The 24961-nt window shown below is 40.4% G+C and carries 34 protein-coding genes and 5 pseudogenes; 22 read left to right on the top strand and 17 right to left on the bottom strand.

The annotated features are described in order from the left end of the window. Nucleotides 1-81: 81 nt before the first annotated feature. The 6 genes and pseudogenes from gyrA to KUH03_RS39120 all read left to right on the top strand — a co-directional run bounded on the left by gyrA (nucleotide 82) and on the right by KUH03_RS39120 (nucleotide 4926). A pseudogene (gyrA, locus tag KUH03_RS39145) lies at nucleotides 82-2650 on the top strand (DNA gyrase subunit A). 342 nt (nucleotides 2651-2992) lie between these two features. Beyond that, complete coding sequence (locus KUH03_RS39140; protein WP_257090031.1) at nucleotides 2993-3259, top strand: hypothetical protein; 267 nt, start codon at nucleotides 2993-2995, stop codon at nucleotides 3257-3259. An 89-nt stretch (nucleotides 3260-3348) separates the two neighbouring features. After that, nucleotides 3349-3513, top strand: coding sequence for a hypothetical protein (locus tag KUH03_RS39135; protein WP_257090030.1), 165 nt, complete (start codon nucleotides 3349-3351; stop codon nucleotides 3511-3513). A 29-nt stretch (nucleotides 3514-3542) separates the two neighbouring features. Next, nucleotides 3543-3752, top strand: coding sequence for a hypothetical protein (locus KUH03_RS39130; protein ID WP_257090029.1), 210 nt, complete (start codon nucleotides 3543-3545; stop codon nucleotides 3750-3752). 2 nt (nucleotides 3753-3754) lie between these two features. After that, complete coding sequence (locus tag KUH03_RS39125; RefSeq protein WP_257090028.1) at nucleotides 3755-4456, top strand: tetratricopeptide repeat protein; 702 nt, start codon at nucleotides 3755-3757, stop codon at nucleotides 4454-4456. Continuing rightward, nucleotides 4453-4926, top strand: coding sequence for a tetratricopeptide repeat protein (locus tag KUH03_RS39120; RefSeq protein ID WP_257090027.1), 474 nt, complete (start codon nucleotides 4453-4455; stop codon nucleotides 4924-4926). The genes KUH03_RS39125 and KUH03_RS39120 overlap by 4 nt, the downstream gene beginning before the upstream one ends. A gap of 135 nt (nucleotides 4927-5061) precedes the next feature. On the opposite strand, the gene KUH03_RS39115 is transcribed toward KUH03_RS39120, so the two are convergent. Together KUH03_RS39115 and KUH03_RS39110 are read right to left on the bottom strand one after the other, a co-directional pair. Beyond that, complete coding sequence (locus KUH03_RS39115) at nucleotides 5062-5496, bottom strand: FKBP-type peptidyl-prolyl cis-trans isomerase (protein WP_257090026.1); 435 nt, start codon at nucleotides 5494-5496, stop codon at nucleotides 5062-5064. Nucleotides 5497-5720: 224 nt separating this feature from the next. Continuing rightward, nucleotides 5721-6131, bottom strand: coding sequence for an OsmC family protein (locus KUH03_RS39110; RefSeq protein ID WP_120257961.1), 411 nt, complete (start codon nucleotides 6129-6131; stop codon nucleotides 5721-5723). 203 nt (nucleotides 6132-6334) lie between these two features. Here KUH03_RS39110 and KUH03_RS39105 point away from each other — a divergent pair, with 203 nt between their 5' ends. Genes KUH03_RS39105 through KUH03_RS39095 form a run of 3 tightly spaced genes read left to right on the top strand, consistent with a single transcriptional unit; the run spans nucleotide 6335 to nucleotide 7679 of the window. Continuing rightward, on the top strand, nucleotides 6335-6583 hold the full coding sequence (locus KUH03_RS39105) for a hypothetical protein (protein ID WP_077434252.1): 249 nt from the start codon (nucleotides 6335-6337) through the stop codon (nucleotides 6581-6583). A 53-nt stretch (nucleotides 6584-6636) separates the two neighbouring features. Continuing rightward, nucleotides 6637-6843: a hypothetical protein gene (locus KUH03_RS39100; RefSeq protein ID WP_257090025.1), complete on the top strand. Its 207-nt coding sequence runs from the start codon at nucleotides 6637-6639 to the stop codon at nucleotides 6841-6843. Beyond that, nucleotides 6843-7679 (top strand): MFS transporter, encoded by an 837-nt coding sequence (locus tag KUH03_RS39095; protein WP_257090024.1) that lies wholly within the window; start codon nucleotides 6843-6845, stop codon nucleotides 7677-7679. The genes KUH03_RS39100 and KUH03_RS39095 overlap by 1 nt, the downstream gene beginning before the upstream one ends. Nucleotides 7680-7918: 239 nt before the next feature. Here KUH03_RS39095 and fabV read toward each other — a convergent pair whose 3' ends face one another. Together fabV and KUH03_RS47440 are read right to left on the bottom strand one after the other, a co-directional pair. Next, on the bottom strand, nucleotides 7919-8935 hold the full coding sequence (gene fabV / locus KUH03_RS39090; protein WP_306429318.1) for an enoyl-ACP reductase FabV: 1017 nt from the start codon (nucleotides 8933-8935) through the stop codon (nucleotides 7919-7921). Then, the gene (locus KUH03_RS47440) at nucleotides 8898-9122 is read right to left on the bottom strand and encodes a hypothetical protein (RefSeq protein WP_306429317.1); all 225 of its coding nucleotides are present in this window, start codon (nucleotides 9120-9122) and stop codon (nucleotides 8898-8900) included. The genes fabV and KUH03_RS47440 overlap by 38 nt, the downstream gene beginning before the upstream one ends. Before the next feature lie 264 nt (nucleotides 9123-9386). On the opposite strand from KUH03_RS47440, the pseudogene KUH03_RS39080 reads away from it, so the two are divergent. After that, nucleotides 9387-10222: pseudogene (locus tag KUH03_RS39080) on the top strand (multidrug resistance efflux transporter family protein). 327 nt (nucleotides 10223-10549) lie between these two features. Here the strand turns inward: KUH03_RS39080 and KUH03_RS39075 are convergent. The 7 genes from KUH03_RS39075 to KUH03_RS39045 form a co-directional block, all read right to left on the bottom strand. Then, complete coding sequence (locus KUH03_RS39075; RefSeq protein WP_257090022.1) at nucleotides 10550-10996, bottom strand: ATP-binding cassette domain-containing protein; 447 nt, start codon at nucleotides 10994-10996, stop codon at nucleotides 10550-10552. After that, nucleotides 10945-11502 carry an ABC transporter transmembrane domain-containing protein gene (locus KUH03_RS39070; protein ID WP_257090021.1) on the bottom strand — a complete coding sequence of 186 codons (558 nt, stop codon included), beginning with the start codon at nucleotides 11500-11502 and terminating at the stop codon, nucleotides 10945-10947. Before KUH03_RS39070 ends, KUH03_RS39075 begins: the two co-directional genes overlap by 52 nt. 10 nt (nucleotides 11503-11512) lie before the next feature. Continuing rightward, nucleotides 11513-12031 carry a hypothetical protein gene (locus tag KUH03_RS39065; RefSeq protein WP_257090020.1) on the bottom strand — a complete coding sequence of 173 codons (519 nt, stop codon included), beginning with the start codon at nucleotides 12029-12031 and terminating at the stop codon, nucleotides 11513-11515. Nucleotides 12032-12193: 162 nt separating this feature from the next. Continuing rightward, nucleotides 12194-12556: a S1/P1 nuclease gene (locus KUH03_RS39060; RefSeq protein WP_257090019.1), complete on the bottom strand. Its 363-nt coding sequence runs from the start codon at nucleotides 12554-12556 to the stop codon at nucleotides 12194-12196. Beyond that, nucleotides 12508-12813, bottom strand: a complete 306-nt coding sequence (locus KUH03_RS39055) for a hypothetical protein (RefSeq protein ID WP_257090018.1) — start codon at nucleotides 12811-12813, stop codon at nucleotides 12508-12510. Before KUH03_RS39055 ends, KUH03_RS39060 begins: the two co-directional genes overlap by 49 nt. After that, entirely contained in the window at nucleotides 12776-12985 is a 210-nt protein-coding gene (locus KUH03_RS39050) for a hypothetical protein (protein WP_257090017.1), read from the bottom strand. Before KUH03_RS39050 ends, KUH03_RS39055 begins: the two co-directional genes overlap by 38 nt. Before the next feature lie 102 nt (nucleotides 12986-13087). Continuing rightward, nucleotides 13088-13468 carry a DUF4268 domain-containing protein gene (locus KUH03_RS39045; protein WP_257090016.1) on the bottom strand — a complete coding sequence of 127 codons (381 nt, stop codon included), beginning with the start codon at nucleotides 13466-13468 and terminating at the stop codon, nucleotides 13088-13090. Nucleotides 13469-13568: 100 nt separating this feature from the next. Here KUH03_RS39045 and KUH03_RS39040 point away from each other — a divergent pair, with 100 nt between their 5' ends. Both KUH03_RS39040 and KUH03_RS49845 read left to right on the top strand, forming a co-directional pair. Then, complete coding sequence (locus tag KUH03_RS39040) at nucleotides 13569-13751, top strand: hypothetical protein (RefSeq protein ID WP_257090015.1); 183 nt, start codon at nucleotides 13569-13571, stop codon at nucleotides 13749-13751. After that, nucleotides 13715-14103, top strand: a pseudogene (locus KUH03_RS49845) (lipocalin family protein). The gene KUH03_RS39040 and the pseudogene KUH03_RS49845 overlap by 37 nt, the downstream one beginning before the upstream one ends. Here KUH03_RS49845 and KUH03_RS39025 read toward each other — a convergent pair. Both KUH03_RS39025 and KUH03_RS39020 read right to left on the bottom strand, forming a co-directional pair. Beyond that, entirely contained in the window at nucleotides 14100-14405 is a 306-nt protein-coding gene (locus KUH03_RS39025; RefSeq protein WP_257090014.1) for a hypothetical protein, read from the bottom strand. The pseudogene KUH03_RS49845 and the gene KUH03_RS39025 overlap by 4 nt on opposite strands. A gap of 115 nt (nucleotides 14406-14520) precedes the next feature. Further along, a pseudogene (locus KUH03_RS39020) lies at nucleotides 14521-15823 on the bottom strand (ammonium transporter). A gap of 260 nt (nucleotides 15824-16083) precedes the next feature. Here KUH03_RS39020 and KUH03_RS39015 point away from each other — a divergent pair. Together KUH03_RS39015 and KUH03_RS39010 are read left to right on the top strand one after the other, a co-directional pair. Beyond that, nucleotides 16084-16320 carry a porin gene (locus KUH03_RS39015; protein ID WP_257090013.1) on the top strand — a complete coding sequence of 79 codons (237 nt, stop codon included), beginning with the start codon at nucleotides 16084-16086 and terminating at the stop codon, nucleotides 16318-16320. A gap of 37 nt (nucleotides 16321-16357) precedes the next feature. Continuing rightward, nucleotides 16358-17134: an outer membrane beta-barrel protein gene (locus tag KUH03_RS39010; RefSeq protein WP_306429877.1), complete on the top strand. Its 777-nt coding sequence runs from the start codon at nucleotides 16358-16360 to the stop codon at nucleotides 17132-17134. 196 nt (nucleotides 17135-17330) lie between these two features. Here the strand turns inward: KUH03_RS39010 and KUH03_RS39005 are convergent, their stop codons facing one another. The 3 genes from KUH03_RS39005 to KUH03_RS38995 form a co-directional block, all read right to left on the bottom strand. Next, entirely contained in the window at nucleotides 17331-18542 is a 1212-nt protein-coding gene (locus KUH03_RS39005; RefSeq protein ID WP_257097742.1) for an OmpA family protein, read from the bottom strand. Further along, complete coding sequence (locus KUH03_RS39000; RefSeq protein ID WP_257090012.1) at nucleotides 18503-18721, bottom strand: hypothetical protein; 219 nt, start codon at nucleotides 18719-18721, stop codon at nucleotides 18503-18505. The genes KUH03_RS39005 and KUH03_RS39000 overlap by 40 nt, the downstream gene beginning before the upstream one ends. 78 nt (nucleotides 18722-18799) lie before the next feature. After that, entirely contained in the window at nucleotides 18800-19207 is a 408-nt protein-coding gene (locus KUH03_RS38995; RefSeq protein WP_257090011.1) for an NUDIX domain-containing protein, read from the bottom strand. Nucleotides 19208-20117: 910 nt separating this feature from the next. Here KUH03_RS38995 and KUH03_RS49840 point away from each other — a divergent pair. Both KUH03_RS49840 and KUH03_RS49835 read left to right on the top strand, forming a co-directional pair. Continuing rightward, complete coding sequence (locus KUH03_RS49840; RefSeq protein WP_373564892.1) at nucleotides 20118-20324, top strand: L,D-transpeptidase; 207 nt, start codon at nucleotides 20118-20120, stop codon at nucleotides 20322-20324. Nucleotides 20325-20406: 82 nt separating this feature from the next. Then, nucleotides 20407-21167: pseudogene (locus KUH03_RS49835) on the top strand (murein L,D-transpeptidase catalytic domain family protein). 293 nt (nucleotides 21168-21460) lie between these two features. On the opposite strand, the gene KUH03_RS38975 reads toward KUH03_RS49835, so the two are convergent. Beyond that, a complete protein-coding gene (locus tag KUH03_RS38975) occupies nucleotides 21461-22051 on the bottom strand; it encodes a prolyl oligopeptidase family serine peptidase (protein WP_257090007.1) in 591 nt (196 codons plus the stop codon). Nucleotides 22052-22275: 224 nt separating this feature from the next. On the opposite strand from KUH03_RS38975, the gene KUH03_RS38970 reads away from it, so the two are divergent. From KUH03_RS38970 to KUH03_RS38945, 6 genes are all read left to right on the top strand, one after another. Beyond that, complete coding sequence (locus tag KUH03_RS38970; RefSeq protein WP_257090005.1) at nucleotides 22276-22446, top strand: metallophosphoesterase; 171 nt, start codon at nucleotides 22276-22278, stop codon at nucleotides 22444-22446. A gap of 94 nt (nucleotides 22447-22540) precedes the next feature. Continuing rightward, on the top strand, nucleotides 22541-23161 hold the full coding sequence (locus tag KUH03_RS38965; RefSeq protein ID WP_257090004.1) for a hypothetical protein: 621 nt from the start codon (nucleotides 22541-22543) through the stop codon (nucleotides 23159-23161). Between the two features lie 65 nt (nucleotides 23162-23226). Further along, nucleotides 23227-23478, top strand: a complete 252-nt coding sequence (locus KUH03_RS38960; protein WP_257090003.1) for a hypothetical protein — start codon at nucleotides 23227-23229, stop codon at nucleotides 23476-23478. A 75-nt stretch (nucleotides 23479-23553) separates the two neighbouring features. Then, a complete protein-coding gene (locus tag KUH03_RS38955) occupies nucleotides 23554-24111 on the top strand; it encodes an SMC family ATPase (RefSeq protein WP_306429316.1) in 558 nt (185 codons plus the stop codon). A 96-nt stretch (nucleotides 24112-24207) separates the two neighbouring features. Further along, nucleotides 24208-24372 carry a hypothetical protein gene (locus KUH03_RS38950; RefSeq protein WP_257090002.1) on the top strand — a complete coding sequence of 55 codons (165 nt, stop codon included), beginning with the start codon at nucleotides 24208-24210 and terminating at the stop codon, nucleotides 24370-24372. Next, entirely contained in the window at nucleotides 24369-24908 is a 540-nt protein-coding gene (locus KUH03_RS38945; protein ID WP_257090001.1) for a hypothetical protein, read from the top strand. The genes KUH03_RS38950 and KUH03_RS38945 overlap by 4 nt, the downstream gene beginning before the upstream one ends. Nucleotides 24909-24961: the final 53 nt, after the last annotated feature.

Here is a 24961-nt window from a genome sequence, read left to right as displayed (position 1 = left end):
AGGTTAAATTTTTGTAACTTCGCATGCGTAGCAAGCCAATTAAAAAGGCTTGCTTACTAGTTTTATTGAAACCAAATTCATATGGCTGAAGAAACAGAAAACGACAACAATCTTGTTCCGGCAAACGACCGGATTATCCCAATCAATATCGAGGATCAGATGAAGTCTGCTTACATTGACTACTCCATGTCTGTCATTGTATCCCGGGCTCTTCCTGATGCACGTGACGGCATGAAGCCTGTACACAGACGTGTACTTTATGGTATGTTGGACTTAGGGGTTACCAGTGGCAAGCCTTATAAAAAGTCTGCCCGTATCGTTGGTGACGTATTAGGTAAATATCACCCACACGGTGATTCTTCCGTTTACGACACCATGGTTCGTATGGCTCAAGATTGGAGTTTACGCTATCCGTTGGTAGACGGTCAAGGTAACTATGGTTCCATTGACGGTGACCCTCCTGCGGCAATGCGTTATACTGAAGCAAGATTAAAGAAGATTGCCGAAGAAATGCTTTCCGATATCAACAAAGATACTGTTGATTTCCAAAATAACTTTGACGACTCCTTACAGGAACCTACTGTATTACCGACCCGTATCCCTAACCTTTTGGTTAACGGTGCTTCGGGTATCGCTGTAGGTATGGCAACGAATATGGCGCCACATAACCTATCTGAAGTAATTGATGGTACCATTGCCTTCATCGATAACCGCGATATTGAAGTACCTGAGTTGATGCAGCATATTAAAGGTCCTGATTTCCCAACTGGGGCATTGATCTATGGTTATGCTGGTGTTCAAGATGCTTGTAATACAGGTCGCGGCCGCATCGTTATGCGTGCAAAAGCAGAAATTGAAACAACCAAATCTGGAAAAGAACAGATTATTGTAACCGAAATCCCTTATCAGGTGAATAAGGCCAATATGATCGAGCGTACTGCTGATTTGGTTAACGAAAAGAAACTGGAAGGTATTTCTGCAATCCGTGACGAGTCTGACCGTACAGGTATGCGTGTCGTTTATGATATTAAACGTGATGCTAACGCGAATGTTGTCTTAAACAACCTATTTAAATACACGGCGCTACAAACCTCTTTTTCAGTCAATAACATTGCCTTAGTTAAAGGAAGACCTGTACTGATGAATCTAAAAGATATGATTCGTGAGTTTGTTGAGCATAGACATGATGTCATCGTCAGACGTACACGTTACGAACTGGCGGAGGCCGAAAAACGTGCGCATATCTTAGAAGGATACCTGATTGCACTGGATCATTTAGATGAAGTCATCAAATTAATCCGTAACTCCGATACACCTGAAGATGCGCGACTTGGATTAATGGAGAAATTTGGTTTATCCGATCTTCAGGCACGTGCGATTCTAGATATGACCTTGCGTCGTCTGACAGGACTGGAACGTGATAAGATCAAAGAAGAATATGCTGAATTGATGAAAACAATCGACTATTTGAAATCTATATTGGCAGATGAAGATCTCCGAATGAAGATCATCAAAGATGAGTTGATTGAGATCAAAGAAAAATATGGTGACGAACGTAGATCGCAGATTGTACACTCTGCAGAAGATATGCGTATGGAAGACTTTATTGATGACGAAGAAATCGTGATCACCATCTCCCACAACAGCTATGTTAAACGTACGCCATTATCAGAATATAAACGCCAAGGTCGTGGTGGCCGTGGATCAATCGGAACAAATACACGCGAAGAAGATTTCACAGAGCATATCATTACAGCTTCGGCGCACAACTATATGCTCCTATTTACCGAAGCAGGTCGCTGTTTCTGGTTACGTGCATTTGAGATCCCTGAAGGAAGCCGGACATCCAGAGGCCGTGCGCTTCAAAACATTATCAATGTACCGAAGGAAGAGAAAATTAAGGCGTTTATCTTAGTGAAGAACCTGAAAGACCAAGAATACCTGGAAAACAACTTCATTATCATGTGTACTAAAAAGGTACCATTAAGAAAACGTCTTTGGAAGCTTATTCCCGTCCAAGAGCAAATGGTATCAATGCGATCAACATCAACGAAGGTGATCAATTAATCGAAGCTTGTTTAACTACAGGAAGCAGCGAAATTGTAATGGCACTGCGCTCAGGAAGAGCAATCCGCTTTAATGAGTCTACCGTTCGTCCAATGGGTCGTACAGCTACAGGGGTTCGCGGTATTACCTTGTCTTCCGAAAGTGATGAGGTGATTGGCATGATTAGTGTCGATGATTCAGAAACAACGGTATTGGTGGTTTCGGAGAAAGGCTATGGAAAACGTACAGATATCGAAGACTACCGTGTCACAAATCGTGGTGGTAAGGAGTCAAAACAATCAATGTAACCGATAAAACGGGTGAGTTGGTTGCGATAAAAGGTGTTACAGATGCCGAGGACCTTATGATCATCAATAAGTCTGGTATTGTTATCCGGATTGCTGTAGAAGGATTACGCGTAATGGGCCGTGCAACACAGGGTGTGAGACTCATTAATCTGAAAGACAACGATGAGATTGCTTCCATCACGAAAGTAGATCGTGAAGAAGAATCTGACGAGGAATCTGGAGATATCGAAAATCCAACAGAAGGAGATAACGAAGGATCAGCTTCCGAAGAAAATATAGATTCAAACGAAGAATAAACTGCATGAAAAACTTACTGATATCATTGTTAATATCTGCAAGTAGTTTAACTGTTGCTGCCCAATCAAATTTGAAAGAGGGTAGCAACAGTTTTGCTTTATATACCAAAACTGGTGATTTCAAACATCTTGAAAATGCCAGAAAATTTGCTGACGCCGCATTTCTAACAAAAAAGATACGTCTGCTGTCAACAATAACCTTTTAAGGGCTTTGGTATATAGCTCACTGGCAGTTGCAGATTCAACTAGAAAACAGCAGTATAAAATAGACCCGATAGATATATCCATCAAATCGCTAAAATTGTTGGATGCAAAAAAGCGCGCCGGAATTTTCCTGCAGAGATGGACTATGTTCGTCAAAATCTTGCTGGCGCAATCTCCTATCAGGGCGGTATCGCACTAAAAGACAATAAATTTGATAAAGCTTATAAGGCTTACCTTCGAATAGACTCCCTTGGTTTTAAAAATACCGACCTCAAATATAATCTTGCCGTACTTGCCGGAAAAAATAAAGATTATATGAATGCTATTAATTACTATAACGAGCTTATTAAAGCTGAAAATCCCAAACCAACCTACTTTTTGAATTGGCACAAATTTATAGCTTAGGAGGTACTAAACAGGATGTCTTAAACGTTCTAGAGAAAGGACATGTTATATTCCCGGAGAATAAGCAAATCCTTTTTAGATTAATAGATGTGTATTCGGCCAATAATTCGTATGATGCAATATTGAACGTTATTGCTGATGCAATTCGTTTGGAACCTGAAAATGTAGAATTAAATTACATTGCCGGTTATTCTTACGAAAATGCGAATGATCTAAAAAAGCAAAAGAATATTATAATAATGTATTACGATTAGATCCAAATAACTATGAATCTAATTTGGCATTGGGCTTAATTAATCTCGAAACGCTATTAAAAGATCCGACAAACCAGGATATCCAGGATTTAACGGTCGAATATCTATTAAAAGCAAACGAAATCAAACCCTACGATGTTAATGCCTTAAAAGCCTTAGCAAAATATTATACGCTTATCGATGATGCGTTACAATTAGACAGGGTGAATTTATTATTGAATCAATTAACAGTTAAATAGATATGAATTTAAAATCTCTATTATTATTAGCGGCAATAGGTACTGTATCTACATCAGTTTCTTTTGCCCAAACGGGTAACGTAAAAAAGGCAAAAACTGGTCTCGCTAAATTTCAGGAATTAAAAGATGCTGGTACTGCACAATTAGGCTTACCAAATCTTAAATCAGCAAAAGAAGCTATTGACGCTGCTGTGATCAACGAGAAGACAAAAGATAATGCAGAAGCTTGGACAGTATATGCTTTAGTTAACGCAAACTTATCAACTATAGATAAATCCGCTGAATTGGCAAAATTAGCAGAAGATGGTATTGCCAAAGCAAAACAATTGGATACAGATGGAGCAAACAAAGCAAACATCACTGTAGCTGAGCAAATCCTTGGCCAATACAACTTCAATATTGGTGCAGAAGAATACCAGGCACAAAAATATGCCGATTCCTATAGTTCGTTCACCAAAGCATTGACGTACCTTCCCGGGGATACACTCGTGACTTACTACAGTGGTGTAGCGGCATTGTCCAACAAGGATTATAAAAATGCGATCGAACGTTACAAAGAATTGATCCCTAGAAAAGACTTCTCTTCACATAAAACAATTATGGTTGATTTACCGAAATTGTATTTATCATTGCAAGACACAACTTCTGCTCTAGAATATGCGAAAAAGCTGCTGAAGCCTACCCGGACGACAATGCAGCGATGACGCAAAATATCGAATTGAATTTGATCACAGGGCACGAGAAAGAGACCATTGATGCCATCACGACACAATTGGCTAAAGATCCTTCGAATAAAAGCTTAAACTATTATTTAGGTATCGCACAGGCATCAGCAAAAAATGATGAGGCGGCAGTTGCGGCATATAAAAAAGCACTAGAAATCGACCCTAACTTCTTTGAAGCAAATACAAATTTAGCGATCACGTTGATGAATAAAATTCGTGAAAAACTAAATGTTGTTAACAACAACAGAAAATTGACGCAAGCGCAATACAACACAGAAGTGGACAAGATTAAAGCAGAATTGAAACCTGTATTACCATACTTAGAGAAAGCTGTTTCTTTGCAACCAAAGAATGTAGATGCTTTAACAAATCTAAAGAACTACTATGTTTTTATGCAAGATGAAGCTAAAACTACTGAAGTCACTGCTAAAATCAAGGAATTAGAATAATTTTAATAAATTCTTCTAAAATAAATAGAAAATCCCCAGCGTTTGTTGGGGATTTTTTTATGCTTGAACCGTAATTATTGTCTTCTCCAGGGATTAGCCGCCCACCAGTTGGAAACTGGTATTTCCAATCCGCTATTATAGAATTGCGATCAGTTCAATCTGAAATACCAAGGTGCACTCCCCTCCTTTTCGGGGCATTAATTCTTCCTTGCCATAAGCTAAGTGTGGTGGAAGGTAAACTTGCCAGATTGATCCAACAGGCATCATACACATAGCCTCCTGCCAACCACGGATAAGTTCATTGATATAAAATGTTTCTGGTCGTTTATGCCTATAGGAGCTATCAAATACCGTTCCGTCCAATAGCTCACCCTTATAATGACAGATTACTTTTGAGGTTTTCACCGGAATTTTACCGGCCCCCTCCGTCAATATTTTATATTGTAAACCCGATGGGCAGACTGTTACATCTTCCTGCGTAGCATTCTCTTTTAGAAATGCAATCCCTTCCTCCTTATTCTTTTCCAATAACGCTGTCGCGCTTAGCTTATTCTTCTTTTTCTGTACCAAAGTAATATCGTTTAAATGCTAACGTAATGATCAGCACTGCGTATACAGCTGCAGTATCCGCGATAGGTTTTATTGCAGAATACCAGGTGTTGACCAAGGTCCAAAGTAACGGCTTTTTATCTTTTTAACGAAAAAATGCAGCGATTTTTAGGGAATCCTAAAACGTCACTGCATTCATCGCGTAGATCTACAGTGATCTACACCAATTTTTATATTCCAAACCGCTATACCAAGGCAGCATGCAATGTTTTTTCAAAGCTAAATGCTTTGCTGACCGGGCAATTCTCCTTTGCTTTCTGAGCAAGCGCTTGAAATTCGGTGTCGTCAATGGAGGGTACTTTTGCAGTCAATTCAAGCTCAGAACGTACGATTGCACCATTTTCAAATACAATGGTCGATACCGTTTTGAGTTCATCGGGGACAAAACCAGCTTCGGTTAAAAACGCGCTCAGCTGCATCGTAAAACATCCGGCATGGGCTGCGGCCAATAGCTCTTCCGGGTTGGTACCAATACCATTCTCAAACCGTGTTGAAAACGAATATTGTGCCTGATCCAATACCGTACTATCTGTGGTCAGATTTCCCTTACCTTCTTTTAAACTCCCATTCCATTGGGCTGTTGCTTTTCTTCTCATGATTATTTCTTTGTTGTTATATTTTATTATCCTTCGATACCAGCTTTATTCTCAAAGTTTTGTTGAAAAATAATACGCTAGATCCATTTAAGAACGATCTATATATACAACAAACCTGCCTATAAAAAGTTGTATTTAATTGTATAAAATCATGTCGCACTTCCTAAGAAAGTCTCGTTATTTAATACAATAAAACTAAACTCATGAATAAATTAGCGTATCTCCTCGTCTTAGTAGCATTCACTTCCTGTAAAACTCGTCAGAACACGCAACAGGCTCTAATTCAAGATTGTCCCGAAGAAAAAATTGTCAATAAGATCCCCGGACCACCAGTAAAAGGAGAATCTGAGAAAATCTACTATATCTATCAGGGCAAAAAAGTATCACCTAAACAATTCGATCAGGAATGGCTTGAAAAAAATTGTGAGATTAAGGAGACAGTCGTCTACTAATTTTATTTCTAAAAACAAGCCTAAACACGTATTTTTGCCTAAAATTTTTTAAAATGACAGTTTCTCTTCGGGAGGTCAATAAAAAGATTTTAGGCTATGTTTCTTTAACTTTCCTCGGTTATTTCACGATAGGCTTATCACTTGCGACCTTACCCATTTTTATTCATCAAATTTTAGGATTTAATACAATTATCGCCGGATTGGTCATCAGTGTCCAATATATTGCAACCTTTTACTACGGGGTTATGCTGGAAAAATAGTGGATACCAAAGGCCCCAAGATATCCGTCCTGCGCAGTATGCTCTTTTTTGCACTCTCGGGGATCTTACTTCTATTCGTCTTTTTATTCAAATCACAACCTTTCATCAGTCTAGGTTTATTGCTGATCACGAGGTTGTTCACAGGTATTGGTGAAGGGCTTGTCGGCGCCAGTCCGATCAATTGGGCGCTATTGGAACTCGGCGATGAACATGCGGCCAAAGCCATCTCCTTGAATGGTATTGCGAGTTATGGCGCACTTGCCCTCGGAGCACCACTGGGTGTATTGATGGTGGACCATATCAGTTATGAATCATTGGGACTGCTCACCTGTGCCATTGGTATCTTGGGCTATCTTTATAGCAAATCAAAAACTCCCTTTCGGGTGATTGCCAAGAAGACAAGTACCGTCAGTTTCAAACATGTACTTTTGACTGTCGCTCCATTTGGAACCTGTCTGGCGCTGGGTGGCCTTGGTTTTGGGAGTATATCGACCTTCATGACACTATATTATGAACATTTTAACTGGCAGAATGGTGCCGCCTGTTTGACCGTTTTTGGTATTTTCTTTATCCTGACAAGACTTGTGTTCAATAAGGTTATTGATCAATATGGCGGTTTGAAAGTCGCCTTGGTCAGTCTTTTTGTAGAATCATTAGGTTTATTGGTGATTGCCCTCGCACTCCATCCTCTTTGGACACTTATTGGCGCAGCATTGACAGGCCTGGGCTTTTCACTTGTTTTTCCTGCCCTAGGTGTGGAGGCCATCAAAAGGTTGATCAAAGCCAACAAGGTTCGGCACTGGCTGCCTATGGCTTATTTATTGATATTTCTCTAGGGATTACAGGGCCATTGATCGGCTTTGTTGCTAATAATGTTGGTATGACTGGGATCTACCCCTTCAGCGCCATAATAGTGTCTATTGGTTTTGCAGTCGTGGGCAATTTATTATATAATCAGAGACCGAAGCTTGCTTGACGTCCCACAGATAAACTACAGGGGATATGCAAATAGAAGAAACGAAAAAGGCTAACCATCGGGTTAGCCTTTTTATATTACTCGTATCGCTAGCTTATATTAGTTTTCAATGCTCGGTACAGCTACAACCTCATTGGTATCAGCATTGTAATCTATACCATCAAAGTTAAAACCAAATAAGTTGAAAAACTCATTGCGGTAACCTTCGATATCGGAGATCTCAGTCAAATTTTCTGTATTCGCTTTCTCCCATAGTGCAGCTACTTCAGCCTGAACATCTGCACGCATCTCAAGGTCGTCAACACGGATTCTGCCTTTATCGTCAAGCAATACTTTGCCATCAGCAGTATAAAGACGCTCTGCAAATAAACGTTGCATTTGTTCAATTGTACCTTCGTGGATTCCTTTTTCTTTCATCACCTTGTATAATAAGGAAATGTACAAAGGTACCACTGGGATCGCTGAACTAGACTGTGTTACTAAAGCTTTGTTTACAGAAACATAAGCTACCCCATGAAGATCACTTAAGATCGCATTGATTGCAGGTACAGTACCTTCCAAATCATCTTTCGCACGGCCAATCGTTCCATTGCGGTAGATCGGATAAGTCAATTCAGGGCCGATATACGAATAAGCAACTGTCTTTGCACCTTCGGCTAAAAGGCCTGCAGCTTTAAGATCTTCGATCCAAAATTTCCAGTCTTCCCCACCCATTACGGCAACTGTATTGGCAATATCTTCACTATTTTCTACGGGTTGGATCGTAATATCCGAAACAACGCCCGTATGGAAGTCGACCGTTTTATCGGTAAAAGGTTCCTGTATAGGTTTTAAAACAGAAGCGTGTGCAACACCTGTTTTCGGGTGCGTACGACGCGGAGATGCCAAACTGTAAACCACTAAATCTACTTGACCCAGATCCTTTTTGATTAATTCAATGGTCTGTTTTTTGATATCGTCCGAAAAGGCATCACCATTGATACTTTTGGCATATAATCCAGCTTCGTGGGCTTCTTTTTCAAAAGCTGCAGAATTGTACCAACCAGCGGTACCTGGCTTACCTTCTGCCGCAGGTTTTTCAAAAAAATACACCGATTGTAGCAGCTCCAGAACCAAACGCTGCAGAAATCCGGGATGCAATACCAAATCCTGTTGAAGCACCGATCACCAATACTTTCTTTGGACCATTCGCGATCTCACCCTTCGATTTCACGTATTCAATTTGATTTTTAATGTTTTGCGCAGCCCCTTGTGGATGCGAGGTTAAACAAATAAAACCTCTAGTTCTTGGTTGTATAATCATCTTGATGAATTTTCTTACTACTTGTTTTATTGATTAGGCAAAATAAGGAATTTTAAATGAGAAAATCGCCATAAAAATCAATTACTTTTTGTTTCATTTCCGATTAAACGGGCATTTGCTTACTTTCACTGTATTAAATTGACAGCACATCCATTTTATTTATGCCATTCCAATTTACAATAAAAAACAATAAAAATACGGCACTTTTTTTTTAGAATAGTTGCCGCATTATTTTTCGCCAGCACCTTTGTTTTAAACCGCGTTATGGCTGTTTCGGGAGGAAGCTGGCAGTGGACAGCATCCTTACGTTTCATCTGGATGCTTCCCATCTTGTTTGTTATCGTATTCATTAGAGGCAATTTAGCTCCGCTCTTTGATGCCATCAAATCCAATCTGCCGCAGTGGCTGCTATGGAGTACAATAGGTTTTGGTGTATTTTATGCCACCCTTACCTTTGGTGCTAGTTTTGGCCCTCATGGTTGGTCGCCAGTACCTTTGAATTCACCATTATCGCAGGTATGTTTATCGGCCCCTTGCTGGAAAAGAAAGAGAATCGAAGCAGAATTTCCAAAGCTTCACTCCTGTTCTCGATCATTATTTTTTTGGGAATTGTCCTGATGCAAATCTCAGAAGCACGTGCAAGCTCCATAAAATCCATGTTATTGGGAACCATCCCTGTATTGATCGGGGCGATTGCCTACCCTTTGGGAAATCGCAAGATGATGCAAATAGCGGGAAATAAATTGGATGCCTTCCAACGAACACTGGGCATGACGTTATGCAGCATGCCTTTTTGGATTCTGCTCAGCATCTTTGGCTATATGGACAGTGGACTCCCAACTGAGAGTCAGTTGTTCCAGACCTTCATGGTTGCCATTTTTTCAGGAGTAATCGCCACCCTCCTATTCTTTACGGCAACAGATCTGGTCCGCACCGACCACAAAGCCCTCGCGGCGATTGAAGCAACACAAGCCATGGAAGTAATCTTTACACTATTGGGCGAAATAATACTATTGCAGGCTGGTTTTCCAAATAGTTACTCCTGTATGGGAATTGCCCTCGTGGTCATTGGAATGATACTCCATAGTCGTGCAAATTAAAGTCCGGAAGCATAAGAGATCAATTTTCATCAGCCTGTAGGGTCTTGCTGATCTTGCTTAAATTCAAGCTATTGGCCATAGCAGAAAAAAAAAATTTCGTAGTAAGTACCTTTCTGCATATAAAGTTCCTCATGTTGCCCCTGCTCGACAACATGGCCTTTCTCCATCACGACAATTGCATTGGAATCAATAATCTGGGAGATACTGTGCGATACAATAATTACCGTGCGATCTTTCTTGATCGCATCAAGGCTATTTTTAATCTGCTCCGTAGCAATGGCATCCAGATTTGCTGTGGGCTCATCCAGAAAAATAATAGGGGATTTTTCAGAAACAAACGTGCAATCGCAATACGCTGTTGCTGTCCACCGGAAAGCAATTGCGCATCAGAATCGTAACCTTTTGGCAACTCCATAATCTGCTGATGGATATAGGCTTTTTAGCTGCTTCCACGATTTCTTCCCGCGAACTCCCCATCTTGCCATATTCAATATTTTCAAATATTGTCCCTTTAAAAATATGGTTACGCTGCAGCACCATGCCAATATGCTGTCGGAGGAATGCGGTATCATAGTTAGCCAAATCTACACCATCCAATAAGATCTGCCCACCTGTCGGTTCGTAGAATTTATCCAACAAGTTGATAATTGTACTTTTTCCCGCACCACTTAATCCGACTAAAGCTGTAATTTCATTGGGTTTAATAGCAAAGCTAACATCTTTTAGCGCTTGCGTCCCATTGGGATACTCAAAGAAAACCTGACGCAATTCCAAATGACCGTGAATTTTTTCCGGCCGATACGTTCCTTTTGACTCAATCTGATCATCCGATTCCAGGATCTCAAAAAAGACTCCGAATAGATCAGGGCATCATTGACCTCATCATAAATGCGGTGCAATTGGCGAATCGGTGCCGAGACATTGTTGAACAGCATGATATGGAACATAATGGCCCCAATTGTAATTTGTCCAGATAGCACCAAATAGGCCGTCAATACAATAATGATAACGACCGCAATCTGCTCTACAAAATTCTTTATGCTATCGTAAAAGAAGCTCGTCTTTCGCGTTTCCATTTGATTTTCGGTCATCTCAAATTGAATCTTCTCATGTCGTTTTGCTTCTTCGGGCTCCCGTACAAAAGATTTGATCACGAGTATTGATTCAATAAGACTGATAATTCGATTATTTTTAGATTCACGGTAATTACGCATTTGTCGCCTGAATCCTGTCAGTTTTGAGGCTTGAGTCTGACTAATGTAAAGGTATAATGGAATCACTGCAACCCCACTAGGCCGACGTATACATTAGCATAGAACATACAGCCAATGCGATGATTGCATTGGCAAATAAGGGCAAAATATCAATAAAGAAGTTTTGCACCAAACGAGTAAGTGAGCTGATTCCAGCATCGATACGTGTGGCTAACTTTCCACTTTCATTATCTGCAGAAGTATAAAAGGCAAGTTTATAAGTCAAAATGCGGCTGACAATAGACTGAGAAAAATCCCGTGCAATATAAATCCGGAGTTTTTCTCCATAGAATTTTTGACCAAACTGCACCAGCGCATAGACAATTTCCTTCAGCAACAGTACTGCACTAATGATCCCGACGATATACAGCCCCTTAGATAATGGTTCCTTGGCCACCATCATTGCATTGATGGTATCCACTGTATATCGAAGAATAAATGCATTGATTTGAGCAGCAAATGACCCTACCACAGTCAAAAGTAAAGTATAAACAATCAGCTTGCGATAAGGGCGGGCAAAGGGAACAATTTTTTTAAACAGCTGTGGAATAGTCATGGAGAAAGATTATGATAAGCATGGAACAAGTAAGCATTACGCTTTGTTTAAAAGTAAATAGAAAATCATATAAATCCTATACAGCAAAACTGAAATACCAGGGCAAAAAAAGTCGTACCATAAACGATGATACGACTTCAATATACTGTGCTTTAAATGAGCTTATCCAAAAATCCGGTTCAGCACCTTAGCCAGACGCAGACCACCTTTGAGTAAACATTGCTCCATGGTATCTTTATTTTGATAAACATAGGAATAAGACAGGTTAGCATTGTTGGCTACATCAGCATAAATCTTTTCTGCAAGCTGATTTGACTCATACAACCAATTGGACAATTCACCAGCGGCCAATTGTTCATTTTCCTTTTTGCCATTGATATCCAATACTGTTGCGTACTCCGTATAACTATATTTCTCATTATCCACCAGATCGCTGTCCCAAACGCGGTGAATGTTCGATTTTTTTCCAAACCAGCTCACTTCGATCTTATTCCCACCCTGATCTTCTGCTCGGCTGACGTGCATAGGTTGATGCGCATCCCCAAGATATGGATCAAGAAATAAAGATTCTGTTGCTGTTGATCCAACGAAATATTTTTATCTGCAAAAGATTGCTCGATACGGATTGCTGTTTTGTATAAATTTTCATCAGCCGAATTTTCAAGTCCCAGTTGAAACTCGGCCCAAGGTAAATTAGAATTTAAATTTATAAAATGAGAATTACCTAACTTCTTAAATTCTGGATTAGGATCCGACTTGATAAAGTCCCCCAATTTGCCCAATATGCCAACTTTTGCTGTCCAATGATTTTTCCAATATTCTTTTTGCTTTCTTGTTCAAATGACGCTCAGCGATCTCAGCGACGACACGATGCCCAATGGTTCCCCAGGCAAATACCGATGAAAGTTGAAAACAAAAAGCCACAGCCAGCAAACCCTTAATCATTTTTTTCATTGTTGTATCTATTTAATTGTAATTATTTAAAAATATCGAACGCATATTTTGCCGAAGACCAAAACTCGTCGAGTGCGATTATCCGTGGTTTAAAGAACGTGATCAGCTCCCCCACTCCGTTTCCTTAAAAATACTATGGCCTTCCAGTGTGCTGTAGATCTGACAGATCGGCTTGCCATATTCGTCACAACCTTCCATATCCCATTCCCATTCTTCTCCCAGAATATCATGAAGCAGATTTTTGTACTGCAGAAATTGCTCGGCCATCAACGCACGGATTCCAGCATCGGTATGTGACCAGGTTATCGCAATTTTCGCAGCTTTCTTGTCGGCATCCATTTTAAAATACAGCTGTTTGATCCCTGTTTTATAGTTAACCCAATTTACTTTTTCACCATCAGCGGATGCATGCAGGGACATGAATTGCCCAAACTTGGTCCAGAACAGCTGTTTTAATTGTTTTACCTCTTCTCTAGAATACACAAATACAATTTTTAAGTCAACAAAATTAAGAAAATAGCTCGGTATGCCTAAACCTTATTGGTATTAAAATTGTTGTTTTATCAACAAACAAATTCAAAAGATGAATATAGACAAGAAAAAATCGCTCTTACTGCTGGCCGCTGTGGCTTTGGGAACTGTTGCATATAATGCATTAAAGCCAGTGATATCGCGTCCCGATGTAGTGGACCCTTTTGACTTAGATAAATACCTTGAAAATGGTTTGAAATCGCTCGACTCGATTTCCGTTGGGAAAGAGGACTGAGTCAGGTTTCAGCAGAATACAGCAAAAATAAAAATGGAACGATCCGGGTAAATAACCAAGGCTATTCGGAGGAAAAAGAACAATGGAAACAATCCATCGGAAGAGCCAAATTTGTTAATGGTCCTCATGAAGGCGCATTGAAAGTCTCTTTTTCGGTCCCTTTTACAATGGCTATAATATTGTAAAAATAACCCCAGATTATAAATATGCACTCATATTTGGAGACAATCTCGATTATATGTGGATTTTGGGTAGAGATACAGCGATTCCTGAAAAGATCCGAAACGAGTTTCTAACCTATGCATTACAATGTGGATATGAAACCGGCAATCTGGTCTGGACAAAACATTAGTCGAAAATCGGCGCCAGTACCTGATAATTGAGAGTGGGATCCTGTGCTAAAACATCAGCAATCTCCTGAAGATCCTGTTGGTCGATGGCATTTTTGATTCCAGCATTGTATAGATTCGCAAGAAATAGCGCGGCATCACGCTTTTCAGCTAGCGCTAAAATAGAACTTCCAACATAGAAATTGAGAACAGATGTGGCATAATCGCCAAATATATTAAAACCAAAATCGCCATTTTTCTGTAAGGAATAGCGCATCATTTTCTCAAAATCCGAACGTAAAGTATCTTTTGTAGTATCTTTCATAGCATAAACTCAAATATTCCAGCCTATTCAACCTTTGGCAAAGGTGCAAAAAAATCCCAAACAATGCTGTAAGGAAAAGCATTGTTTGGGATGATTATTATTCCGGTCAAAGGGCCTAAAGAGCCTCAGCGTGCTGAGAAACGTCCAGACCAAGTTCTTCATCTGTTTCTTCCACACGTAAAGGAGAAATCAGATCCGTTACTTTTAATAGAACCAAAGAGCCTACAAAGGCAAAGAAAGATACGGCGAACAAGGCAATGGTATGCACGAAAAATAACTTCGTTTCACCAAAGAACAAGCCATTGTCAACGACCAAAGGATTGACATTATGGTGGGCAAATACCCCAGTCAGCACCATCCCTACCATACCACCTACACCATGACAAGGAAATACATCCAAGGTGTCATCAATACTTGTTTTACTTCTCAAATAGACAACCAGATTGCTGATCAATGCAGCGACTAATCCAATGACCATGGCGTGTGGAATACTGACAAAGCCTGCTGCTGGTGTAATTGCAACCAAACCCACAACAGCACCAATACATGCACCCATCGCCGATGGTTTTTTACCTCGGATAATATCAACAAATATCCATGCCATTGCTGCCATCGCCGAAGCCGTTGTTGTTGTTGCAAATGCATAGGCCGCAATTGTATTGGCCCCACCAGCCGAACCGGCATTAAATCCAAACCAGCCGAACCACAGTAAGGCTGTTCCAAGGATCACATAGCTTATACGGGCTGGATTATGCGTCTGTGATTTACGGCCTTTAAATAAATGGCTGCCGCCAACGCTGCCCAACCTGCTGACATGTGCACGACAGTACCGCCGGCAAAATCAAGAACACCAAGTTTCGCCAAAATCCCCTCAGGATGCCAGGTCGCATGCGCCAAGGGCATATAAATAAAGATACCGAATAAGATAATAAACAACATATAAGAGTTGAATCGGATACGCTCAGCAAATGCCCCAGTAATAAGTGCTGGCGTAATAATCGCAAATTTCAGTTGGAACATCGCGAATAAAACCAATGGAATAGTTGGTAATGCTCCCCAGGCGATATTCCCTAAGGTCCCCTTCATCATAAAGAATGTGCGCGGATCACCTATAATCCCACCGATATCATCACCAAAGGCCAAACTAAATCCGACAATGACCCAAAGGATTGTCATCAGACACATACAGATAAAACTCTGCATCATCGTTGAGATCACATTCTTTTACTGACCATCCCGCCGTAAAAAAAAGCCAGACCTGGGGTCATAATCAACACCAACGCCGAGGAAGTCAATAACCAGGCCGTATCACCTGTATCAAACTCCGCTTTGTCCAGTGCAGACAAATCTATAGATGGAAATACAAGTCCCAATACGCCCAAAAGTACCAGAACTAAAAGTGGAATAATTTTTTTCATTTGTTTAAACTGATTAGTCTTTATTAATACATCAATAAATTGTTATTTAAAATACAAAAACAAAACAAAAACCCATTTTTACTTATTGTTTTGACAAATATAAAGTGTTTTTATTGAAAAATTACTATCAAATATTATTTTTTGTAATATTTTTTACATAATTTCACATCAACAAAGACAAAAAACAACAAAAACCTATAAAAAATCAGTTAAAAATCAACCAAAAATCCAAAACAAATCAAACTTTAAACCTCTTAAACATGAAAAAAATCTTAACATTCATTATTTTTTCAATAATTTTCATCAAAACATCAAAATCACAAGAAGAAAACAAAGAAAAATCAGTAGAAATATCAGGATCAGTAGACACCTATTGGAAATATGACTTTCAAAACAAACCAAATATCAATACTTACTTTACTGAAGACAATAATTCAGTCTCCATTGGTATGGTTGATCTGGCCTTAAAGAAGAATTTCAAAAAGCATCTTTTGTAGGAGAACTATCTTTTGACCCCGCGGACAATATCGATCTATTGTAAATGGAGACGGCCAACCCGGAGACGACAAAAACAGCTTCCACATTCAAAATCTCTATGTAGGTTATAATCTAACGGACAAGCTCAATCTGACCGCCGGATTTATGGGAACATTTGTCGGATTTGAAGTCATCTCACCTACCTACAATTTTCATTACTCCACCTCTTATTTATTCGGCGCCGGTCCTTTTCAAGATGCCGGACTGAAAGCAACCTATAGTTTCTCCGACAAGTTTGCACTAATGGTCGGTATATTTAACGATTGGAATGTATACCAAGATCTAAATGGGGTATCGCATGTAGGTTCGCAATTAACTTACAGACCTAACGATAAAGGCAGCTTCTACCTAAACTTCCTAACAGGCTCCTCCGTTGGTGGTAAATCAAACTACAGCTCAGGCACACTCGTAGATTTTGTGGGCAATTATGATTTCACACCCAAATTCTTTCTTGGCGTAAATGCCACACATTACAAGAGAAGAGCCGAAGGCGGTTACACTGGGATAGCGCTCTATCCAAGGGTTCATCTCTCCGAGCATTTTGGAATAGGATTACGTGAGGAATTCTTCCAAACGCACAAAGAGGAAAGCAATGGCATCCCAAGTTCAAATATGTTAGCAACTACCCTGACAGCCGAATACAACTACCACGGCTTCAAATTCATTCCCGAAATTAGATTTGACAAAAGCAATACCGAAAAATTCATCAAGAATGACCTATCCCCAACAAAATCGGCCGGACAATTTTTGTTAGCCTGTGTATATAGCTTCTAAATGAAGTATTATCCAAACTCTTTTTACCTATAAATGCTTGCAAGAATGATTTCATATCCTCGCGAAATCAATTAGATATCCATAAATACAATCTCTGCAAATAAAAAAGCGGATCTTTTGGATCCGCTTTTTATCTCTCCTATCATATCTAGAATCTCGTATCTCAAGTCTAGCATATCACAACTCAAATCCCCTATTACCTTACGCTAACCGCAACATGTCGGTCTAAAATCCGGTCCGTCTCTGGTGCATCTGCTGGGTATTTTGCAAATTGCGAGCCATAGCCTTCCGCTCCGATCACCTGTTTAGACAGCCCCGCCTTGTCCAGGTAGTCCTTTACCGCATTTGCCCGATCCAACGATAATTTTTTATTATACTCTTCATTTCCGGTTTTATCTGTATATCCACCAATTTTCACATTAGCAGCAGGGAAAGCTTTGAGAATCTCGGCCAGATTACTGAGCTGAGCCTGACTTTCAGGTAATACTTTCGCAGTGCCCGTTTCAAAATTCAGGTTATCAAAATCAAACCACGTATTTTTCAATGAATCCTCTCCCAAAGATTTATAGTCGGATTTTAAAAATTGTACCAACCGATCTTCTATACCACTTTTAAATGCCCCCAGCTTCCCGCCATTTGGCAACATCACATCCAAATGCTCACGATCGACCGGACTAGCCGTACCATTTCCCATTGCATCCCCTGAGTTCATCGGCCCCTGATTAACACTGGTATCTGTAACAGCACCATTTTTATTGCCACTACAGCCTTTTCCAAACAAAAACCAGAGCAATGCGATAACGATCAAAGCAATCAAAATTTTCCACCAGCCTCCGCCTGAGGAACCCGTTGACGCGGCGGCCGTTCTGGCTCCATCTGCTCTAGGCAATGCCAACGGCTCCTTATGTGCCTCCAACTCAGTAGCAGGATTAATGACTGTTGCTCCGGGACGGTTTTCAATATGTTCTACAGGAGTATCCGGTATGACCTCTTCAGGCACTATCTCCTCAGGTTTTACTTCCTCAGGTGCAGAAAAATGGCCACCATCAAATAATTTCCCAAAAGCGCCCAAACCCAACCCCGCCGGAATAGCGGCAGCAAAAGCTGTTTTATTATCCTGTAAAGTTTGATTTATGGTATTCGCATCCCACTGTTGACCTTTATTGGTCAAAGTGGAAAATATAGCTGGCAGGGACAAACCCATCAATTTTTGTACCGACTCAGCGCTGAATCCCAGATAACCTGCCACTGTACCCAATACAGTCTCTAGACCACCACCAAATATTGAAGTCAGTATATTGCTACCTCCGGATTCTCCCGACTGCCCCTCAGTATCTTCACGAGCTTCCTGTCCGCCCAGAAGTTGATTCAGATCAAAATTCGAAAAACGCTGTTTCGCCTGCTCCAGAATTGTAGAAATCCCACCCCGCCTTCCGTCTGCTGACTCAATCCCAAAAACAAAGAGGGAACAACAACATTTAAGCCCTGTTTTACCTGTTCATTATCCTGGTTTAGACTTTGTCCGATCCGAGTAAGAACCTCATCATCAAAAAAGTCTTTCGCTGATTTTAAAAGCTGATTTTCCATAACCTTTGTTTATTAATTGTTTATATATAAAGCATTAACAAACAAAGCCTTAATTTGTTCACATCATGCTATCCAACATCAAAACTCTCCTGACAGCCACTTTGGAATGACGAACTCTTCGGCTAGATGTGCCAGCCGATAATCTTGCCAGTTGGCCTTATTGATCCATTGCACTTCTTCCAGTTCGGCCTGTGGTTGAAAATCAAATTTCATAGCGAATTTGATCAAATAAATATATCCTTCTACCAGCGTATCACGCTCATTCACCGCCTGCGTCACATGCCGACCAATAAACTGCAATGTCGCAGGCTCTGTATCAAACTGCAACTCTTCCCGGAGTTCCCGAACCAAGGCTTCCGAATCGCTTTCTCCCGCAGCAATCTTACCGCCGGGCAATTGAAAATATTTTGAGCCCTTTTTCCTAACCATCAATAGTTCCCCTTCAGGGTTCAGCATCATAGCCGAACAAATTACAATCGTATGCATACTTTATACTTGAAATTACAAAACTAACTTTTTGTCAATCATTTAAAAATGTGTTTTATTCTTATATTTAAAGAATAAAACAATAATTTACATAATCCATATATGCATCAAGGATTAACATGTCTCGTATTTAGCCTATTATTTCTATCGTTGGGCTGCCAGCAGGAAAAGAAGAATACAGCAGAAAAAGAGCAACCAATTAGACATCAAGACACCGTCACTGCCAAAAACAGGACGTAAAGCCTAAACTAGTGACAGCAGCAGATATTATGATCAAAAAGATCTGCTTTACAAAAATACACACTTGAAGATACCTATCCCTATAAGGATACCACGGTAGCTTTCAATGGGATAAAATAAAGGAACGTTTAGCTTACGTTGAAAATTTTCAGCAGACACCGTCATTGTATGCTGTTCTTCAAAATTATCAAAATGAAAAAGGTGAAGCTCCTACGATCAAAGATTTCAAAAGGGATTCTTACAAACGTGTGTCAGACAGTTTCAATGTCGAGCGTTATCAGGCAGCACCATTGTATGACCCAACAACAGACAAACCGGTACGTTATGGACGTGATGGCTGGCTGGTCCGTGTAAAGGGTTCAGACACTTTGGCGCGGGTACCTATTGCCGGAGTATCATTTGAAGGTGAATATACCGTCCCTAAGCGCTATCTGCGACTCATAAGCGATAGTGTACAATTTAATATTATTAATGTTGTTGATGTCAAAAACCAAAACATCTGCACATTGGAAAAAGTGGGTAAAGAGTGGCTCGTGCGCAGTATGAACCCGGTTACCAGTGGCCGGCACAAACCGCCCCATGCCCAAGAAACACCCACCGGACTTTTTGTGGTCCAGGAACACAAATCAAAAATGTTCTATTTTGAAGATGGTACGCGAACCTATGGCGGATTTGCTCCTATGCGACCCGGTTTACCGCTGGAGCATATATTCATGGTGTACCGGTCAATAATCCGAACGGTAGCATCATCGAATACAGTGAAAGTTTGGGCACAACACCTAAGTCACATATGTGTGTCAGAAATGCGTCATCTCACGCTCAATTTGTCTATAAACGGTCAAAAGACCTTTCCTCCTTGGTCATTGTTATTGATTAACAATATTTAACATTCTGTAAATCAAATATGTATTAACTTTAATAATTATTTTTGTAAACATCTACACAGAAAAGGGAGGAGAATGGGAAATACGATTATGTTTCTTTTAATGGCACTTAATACAGCATTGTCATCAAAAGAAGAATTAAAAACAACAGACCAACAAACCAATACCCATCATATAAATGTAGAACGTCAACGGACAGCCGTTGATTCTTTATATGATGAAATGAATCTAGGCCCAGTATTAAAATACGAGGCATTTCGACAAGCAATGGAAGGTAGAAAAGAGCTTTCCATCCACAACAAAGATATTATGACAGTCATCGACTTTTCCATGGCATCCACGGAAAAAAGACTTGTTGTACTTGATCTGGAACACAAAAAGTGCTTTTTAACACCTTGGTATCACACGGAAAAAATAGTGGTGAAAATTATGCTACAGATTTTTCGAATCAGCAGGAATCATTAAAAAGCTCATTGGGATTTTTTGTTACCGAAAACACCTATAATGGTGAAAATGGCTACTCCTTGGTATTGGATGGCCTTGAAGAAGGTATAAATGACAATGCCAAAGCACGATATGTGGTGATGCATGGCGCAGATTACTGCAGCACAGGCACTATCTCAAGCTTGGGAAGGTTAGGCAAAAGCTACGGATGTCCTGCGGTTCCCCGGGAATATGCCGGACCGATCATCAACACAATAAAGAATGGAACACTCCTCTTTATCTATGCGGACAATCCGGACTACCTTGCCAAAACGCACCTGATCCATCAACCAAATGTATTGATGGCGCAATTCAATCGAAAACAACGACTTGATATTGCAGATGAAGGTTAACATAAAGAAAATTTAAAATGTAAAAACGAAGCCCGAGAATTGGCTATTTAAAACTAGATCTCAAAGGGTTAGGAACAAAATTCATAAAAATGGGATGTCCAGATTCTTGTTGAACATCCCATTTTTTATAACATTATATTTTTAAGGGAGCAATAGGCCACACATAAAATAGCTATGCCATCCAACCTAGGATTTATGCTTTTTCTTAAATTTTAACATCCAGTCATAGATCGCATCATCGTGGAATAAGCGTTCCACACTACCATGTGTCCCTCCTTTTATCACATTTAAGCTCACATCAGCTTCAGGGTCCACCTTTTTATGGCTTTCATAATTTTTCTGGATTCTGAAATAGGTACGGCACGATCAGCTGTTCCATGATGTAGCCAAATTGGAACCTGCGTCAGGTTGGAAGCATATTGGCTCGATCCGCCACCACAAATCGCCACGGCTGCAGCTATCCGCTCCGGATATTTTCCAGCAACATCCATGGTCCCATAACCACCCATACTCATACCACAGACGTAAATGCGGTCGGGATCAGCATTATAATGCGCGATAACATAATCAACGATCTCTATCACTTTATCCGGATCCCAGCCACCGCGGGATTGGGGAGCAACAATAATTCCGGGCACCTCCTGCCCTTTATTAATCGCATACAGTAAACCGTAACGTTTTACCCGATCCAAATTCGTACCTGACAGACTTCTACCATGCAAAAACACAAAGACAGGTTGTTTTTCCGAGGTTGCATCATCGGCATCAGCTTCTTTTAATAGAAAAGGATAAGCTGTCTCCCCTTTGATCGCTTCTATTTCCTGCGCATTTATCTTCATCAAAAACAGAAAGAAAACACACAAAAACAGGTATATTTTACGCATAAATTTATTTTATCTACGATTACTTAGCTTAATTCTGGAGGACTAAAAATACAATTAAACTATTTTTTACCTGCCGCATTTAACAACTTTTAACATTTTCAATGCATCAAACTAGGCGCTTCAAACCTGTGTTCCTACAAATTTGGTCTGATATGCAATTATAATTGCATATCAGACCAAATTTATCTTAGTTTGTACTATTACGTAAAAAATAAGGGCTCATCATGAAAATACTGCATACTGCCGATTGGCATTTAGGGAAACGACTGGATAGCTTCTCTCGGATGGACGAACAGCTTTTGGTCATGGAGGAGATTATTCAGCTAGCAGACCAGCAAGAGGTCGACCTGGTTCTTATCGCAGGAGATCTTTTGATACGTTCAATCCCGGTGTAGAGGCTATCGAGTTATTTTACAAAACGATCAAACGATTGGCAAAAATGGCACCCGACCTGTTATCGCTATTGCCGGAAACCACGATTCACCCAATTTGATTGATGCACCAGATCCTTTAGCCCGGGCATCTGGCATTATTCTCATTGGTCACCCAAATGCAGTTGTAACGCCATTTACGGCCGAAGGTTTTTCGGTCCTAAAGTCAGACAATGGCTTTATCGAGTTGAACCTGGAAGGCTATAACTATCCTATCCGTATACTCCATACCGCTTATGCCAATGAAATCCGGCTGAAACAATATCTTGGTGAAGACAAAGAAGTTCAATTAAATAAAGCTTTGGCCGACAATTGGCAAAAATTGGCTGAGACCTATTGTGACGAAAAAGGCGTCAATATACTGACGGCTCACCTTTATATGAATAAAATCGGATCCCCATTAATCGACGAACCTGATGGGGAAAAGCCAATTAAAATTGGAAATGCTGACCTGATCTATTCAGAATCCATCCCGGCTCAGATTCAATACACCGCACTCGGCCATATTCATGGATTCAAAAATATCGGTTCTCCGGAAAAACCTGTTGTATACGCCTCATCTCCCCTTTGTTATAGTTTCGCCGAAGCTGGCCAGACCAAATATGTAAGCATTGTCAATGCTGTACCCGGTGCAAACGTAACATTTGAACGAATTGCACTCCTACAGGAAAACCCTTAGTCCGGAAATCCTTTGATGATATCGACCAATGTATCACTTGGCTCTCCGAGCATCCAGAAACATTAGTGGAATTAACACTCAAATCCGAAACCTTCCTCAAAGCCGAAGACCGTAAGCTGATTTATCAGACACATCCGGGTATCGTCTATTTAATTCCGGTTGTACAGCACGACAAACAAAACCCACTTGATGCAAAAGAAATTAATCTGACCCAAGATATATCCGCACTTTTTCAGGATTATTTCAAATCCAAAAACGCCAACCAGGCGCCCAATGACGATATACTCAACCTTTTTCGCGAAATACTAAATTCTTAAGCCCATGATCCCTTTAAAGTTAACTGTAGAAGGTATATATTCCTATCAAGAACGTCAGACAATAGATTCACAGCCTTGACAGATGCCGGTCTTTTTGGGATATTTGGTGCTGTTGGATCTGGTAAGTCATCTATCCTGGAAGCGATCACCTATGCCTTATATGGTGAAACCGAACGGTTAAATGCGCGGGACAAACGCGCTTACAATATGATGAATCTGAAATCAAACCGTTCCTATATCGAATTGGATTTCATTAACTTCGAAAACCGTACATTCAAAGTAACAAGGGAATTTAAACGCAATTCCAAAAATTTTGAAGATGTCAAATCTCCTACGGTTGTATTATATGAAAATATCAATGAACAATGGGTTCCATTGGAAAGCAGTAACACGCAATCGATCATTGGATTAAGTTACGAGAATTTCAAAAGAACAATCATCATTCCCCAGGGGCAATTTAAGGAGTTCATTGAGCTGGGTGCAAAGGAACGAACTGATATGATGAAAGAAATCTTTCAGCTCCATCGTTTCGATTTGCAGGACAAAGTTGCAGCCCTTTATAAAAAAAAAAAATCAATCCGAACTAGATCAGCTCAATGGCCAGTTGATGGGTTTCGAAGAGATCAACACTGAACGTATCATAGCGACACGTGACAAGCTGAATGAAGAGCGGAATCTTTCAGCAAGGCGCAGCATACAAACAAGCTGCTTCAGGAGAAATTTCAGGCATTGAAAAGTGTGAAAGAAGATTTCCTGGAATTGAGCAAAATGAAGGCCCTATTTCAACAGCTGACCGATCAGCAAGCCGAAAAGGAAGCTTTGCGCCAACGGATGATACGCTTTGAAGAAGCGCATACAAACTTTTTCACATCCTCCAGACACAAGAGAAATTGAATCAGGAAGATGCGCAGGAACAAAGCAAGTTACAGTTAGAGGAAGCAAAATCTGTAGAGCTTCAACAAGCTATCCAACAGCTATCGCAGCAACTGCAACAGGTAAAACCACAATATGAGCGATTGCCTGAACGAAGGATCAGTGAATTGGATCTGGAACTTATTCTACAGCTGATCAATTTTTCAACTGAGATAAAAGGTTTAAAAGAAAGTGCACAGAAAGGACGGGATTTTGTCCAAAAGGCTAAGGAACAACAGCTGCAATGTAAAAACAACATTCAGGAAACCGAAACCCTACTCCTTCGGCTAAAACAATCCAAACCGTCGGCAAATGAGCTGATGGAACTGGGACAATGGTACACCAAACAGCTGGCCATCCAGCAACAGGAGACCGAACTCAACCATCAACTCCTGGAGCTCAAAGCTTCCATAATCGATCTTCAAGTTGATTTGCAAAGCAAAACTTCGATGCTACCGCGTTTGATTCTGCGTATGCAGCCGAATTACAGGAACTTGAAACCCGGCTCAACACGCTAAACGACGAGAAAGCACATCTTCTGTTACAACAGAAGCTCACGCAATTCGCGGAG

Source organism: Sphingobacterium sp. E70, assembly GCF_019285695.1.
Lineage (GTDB): Bacteria > Bacteroidota > Bacteroidia > Sphingobacteriales > Sphingobacteriaceae > Sphingobacterium > Sphingobacterium detergens.
The sequence above is the reverse complement of the archived record's forward strand: the minus strand, read 5'-3'. Positions and strand labels throughout refer to the sequence as shown.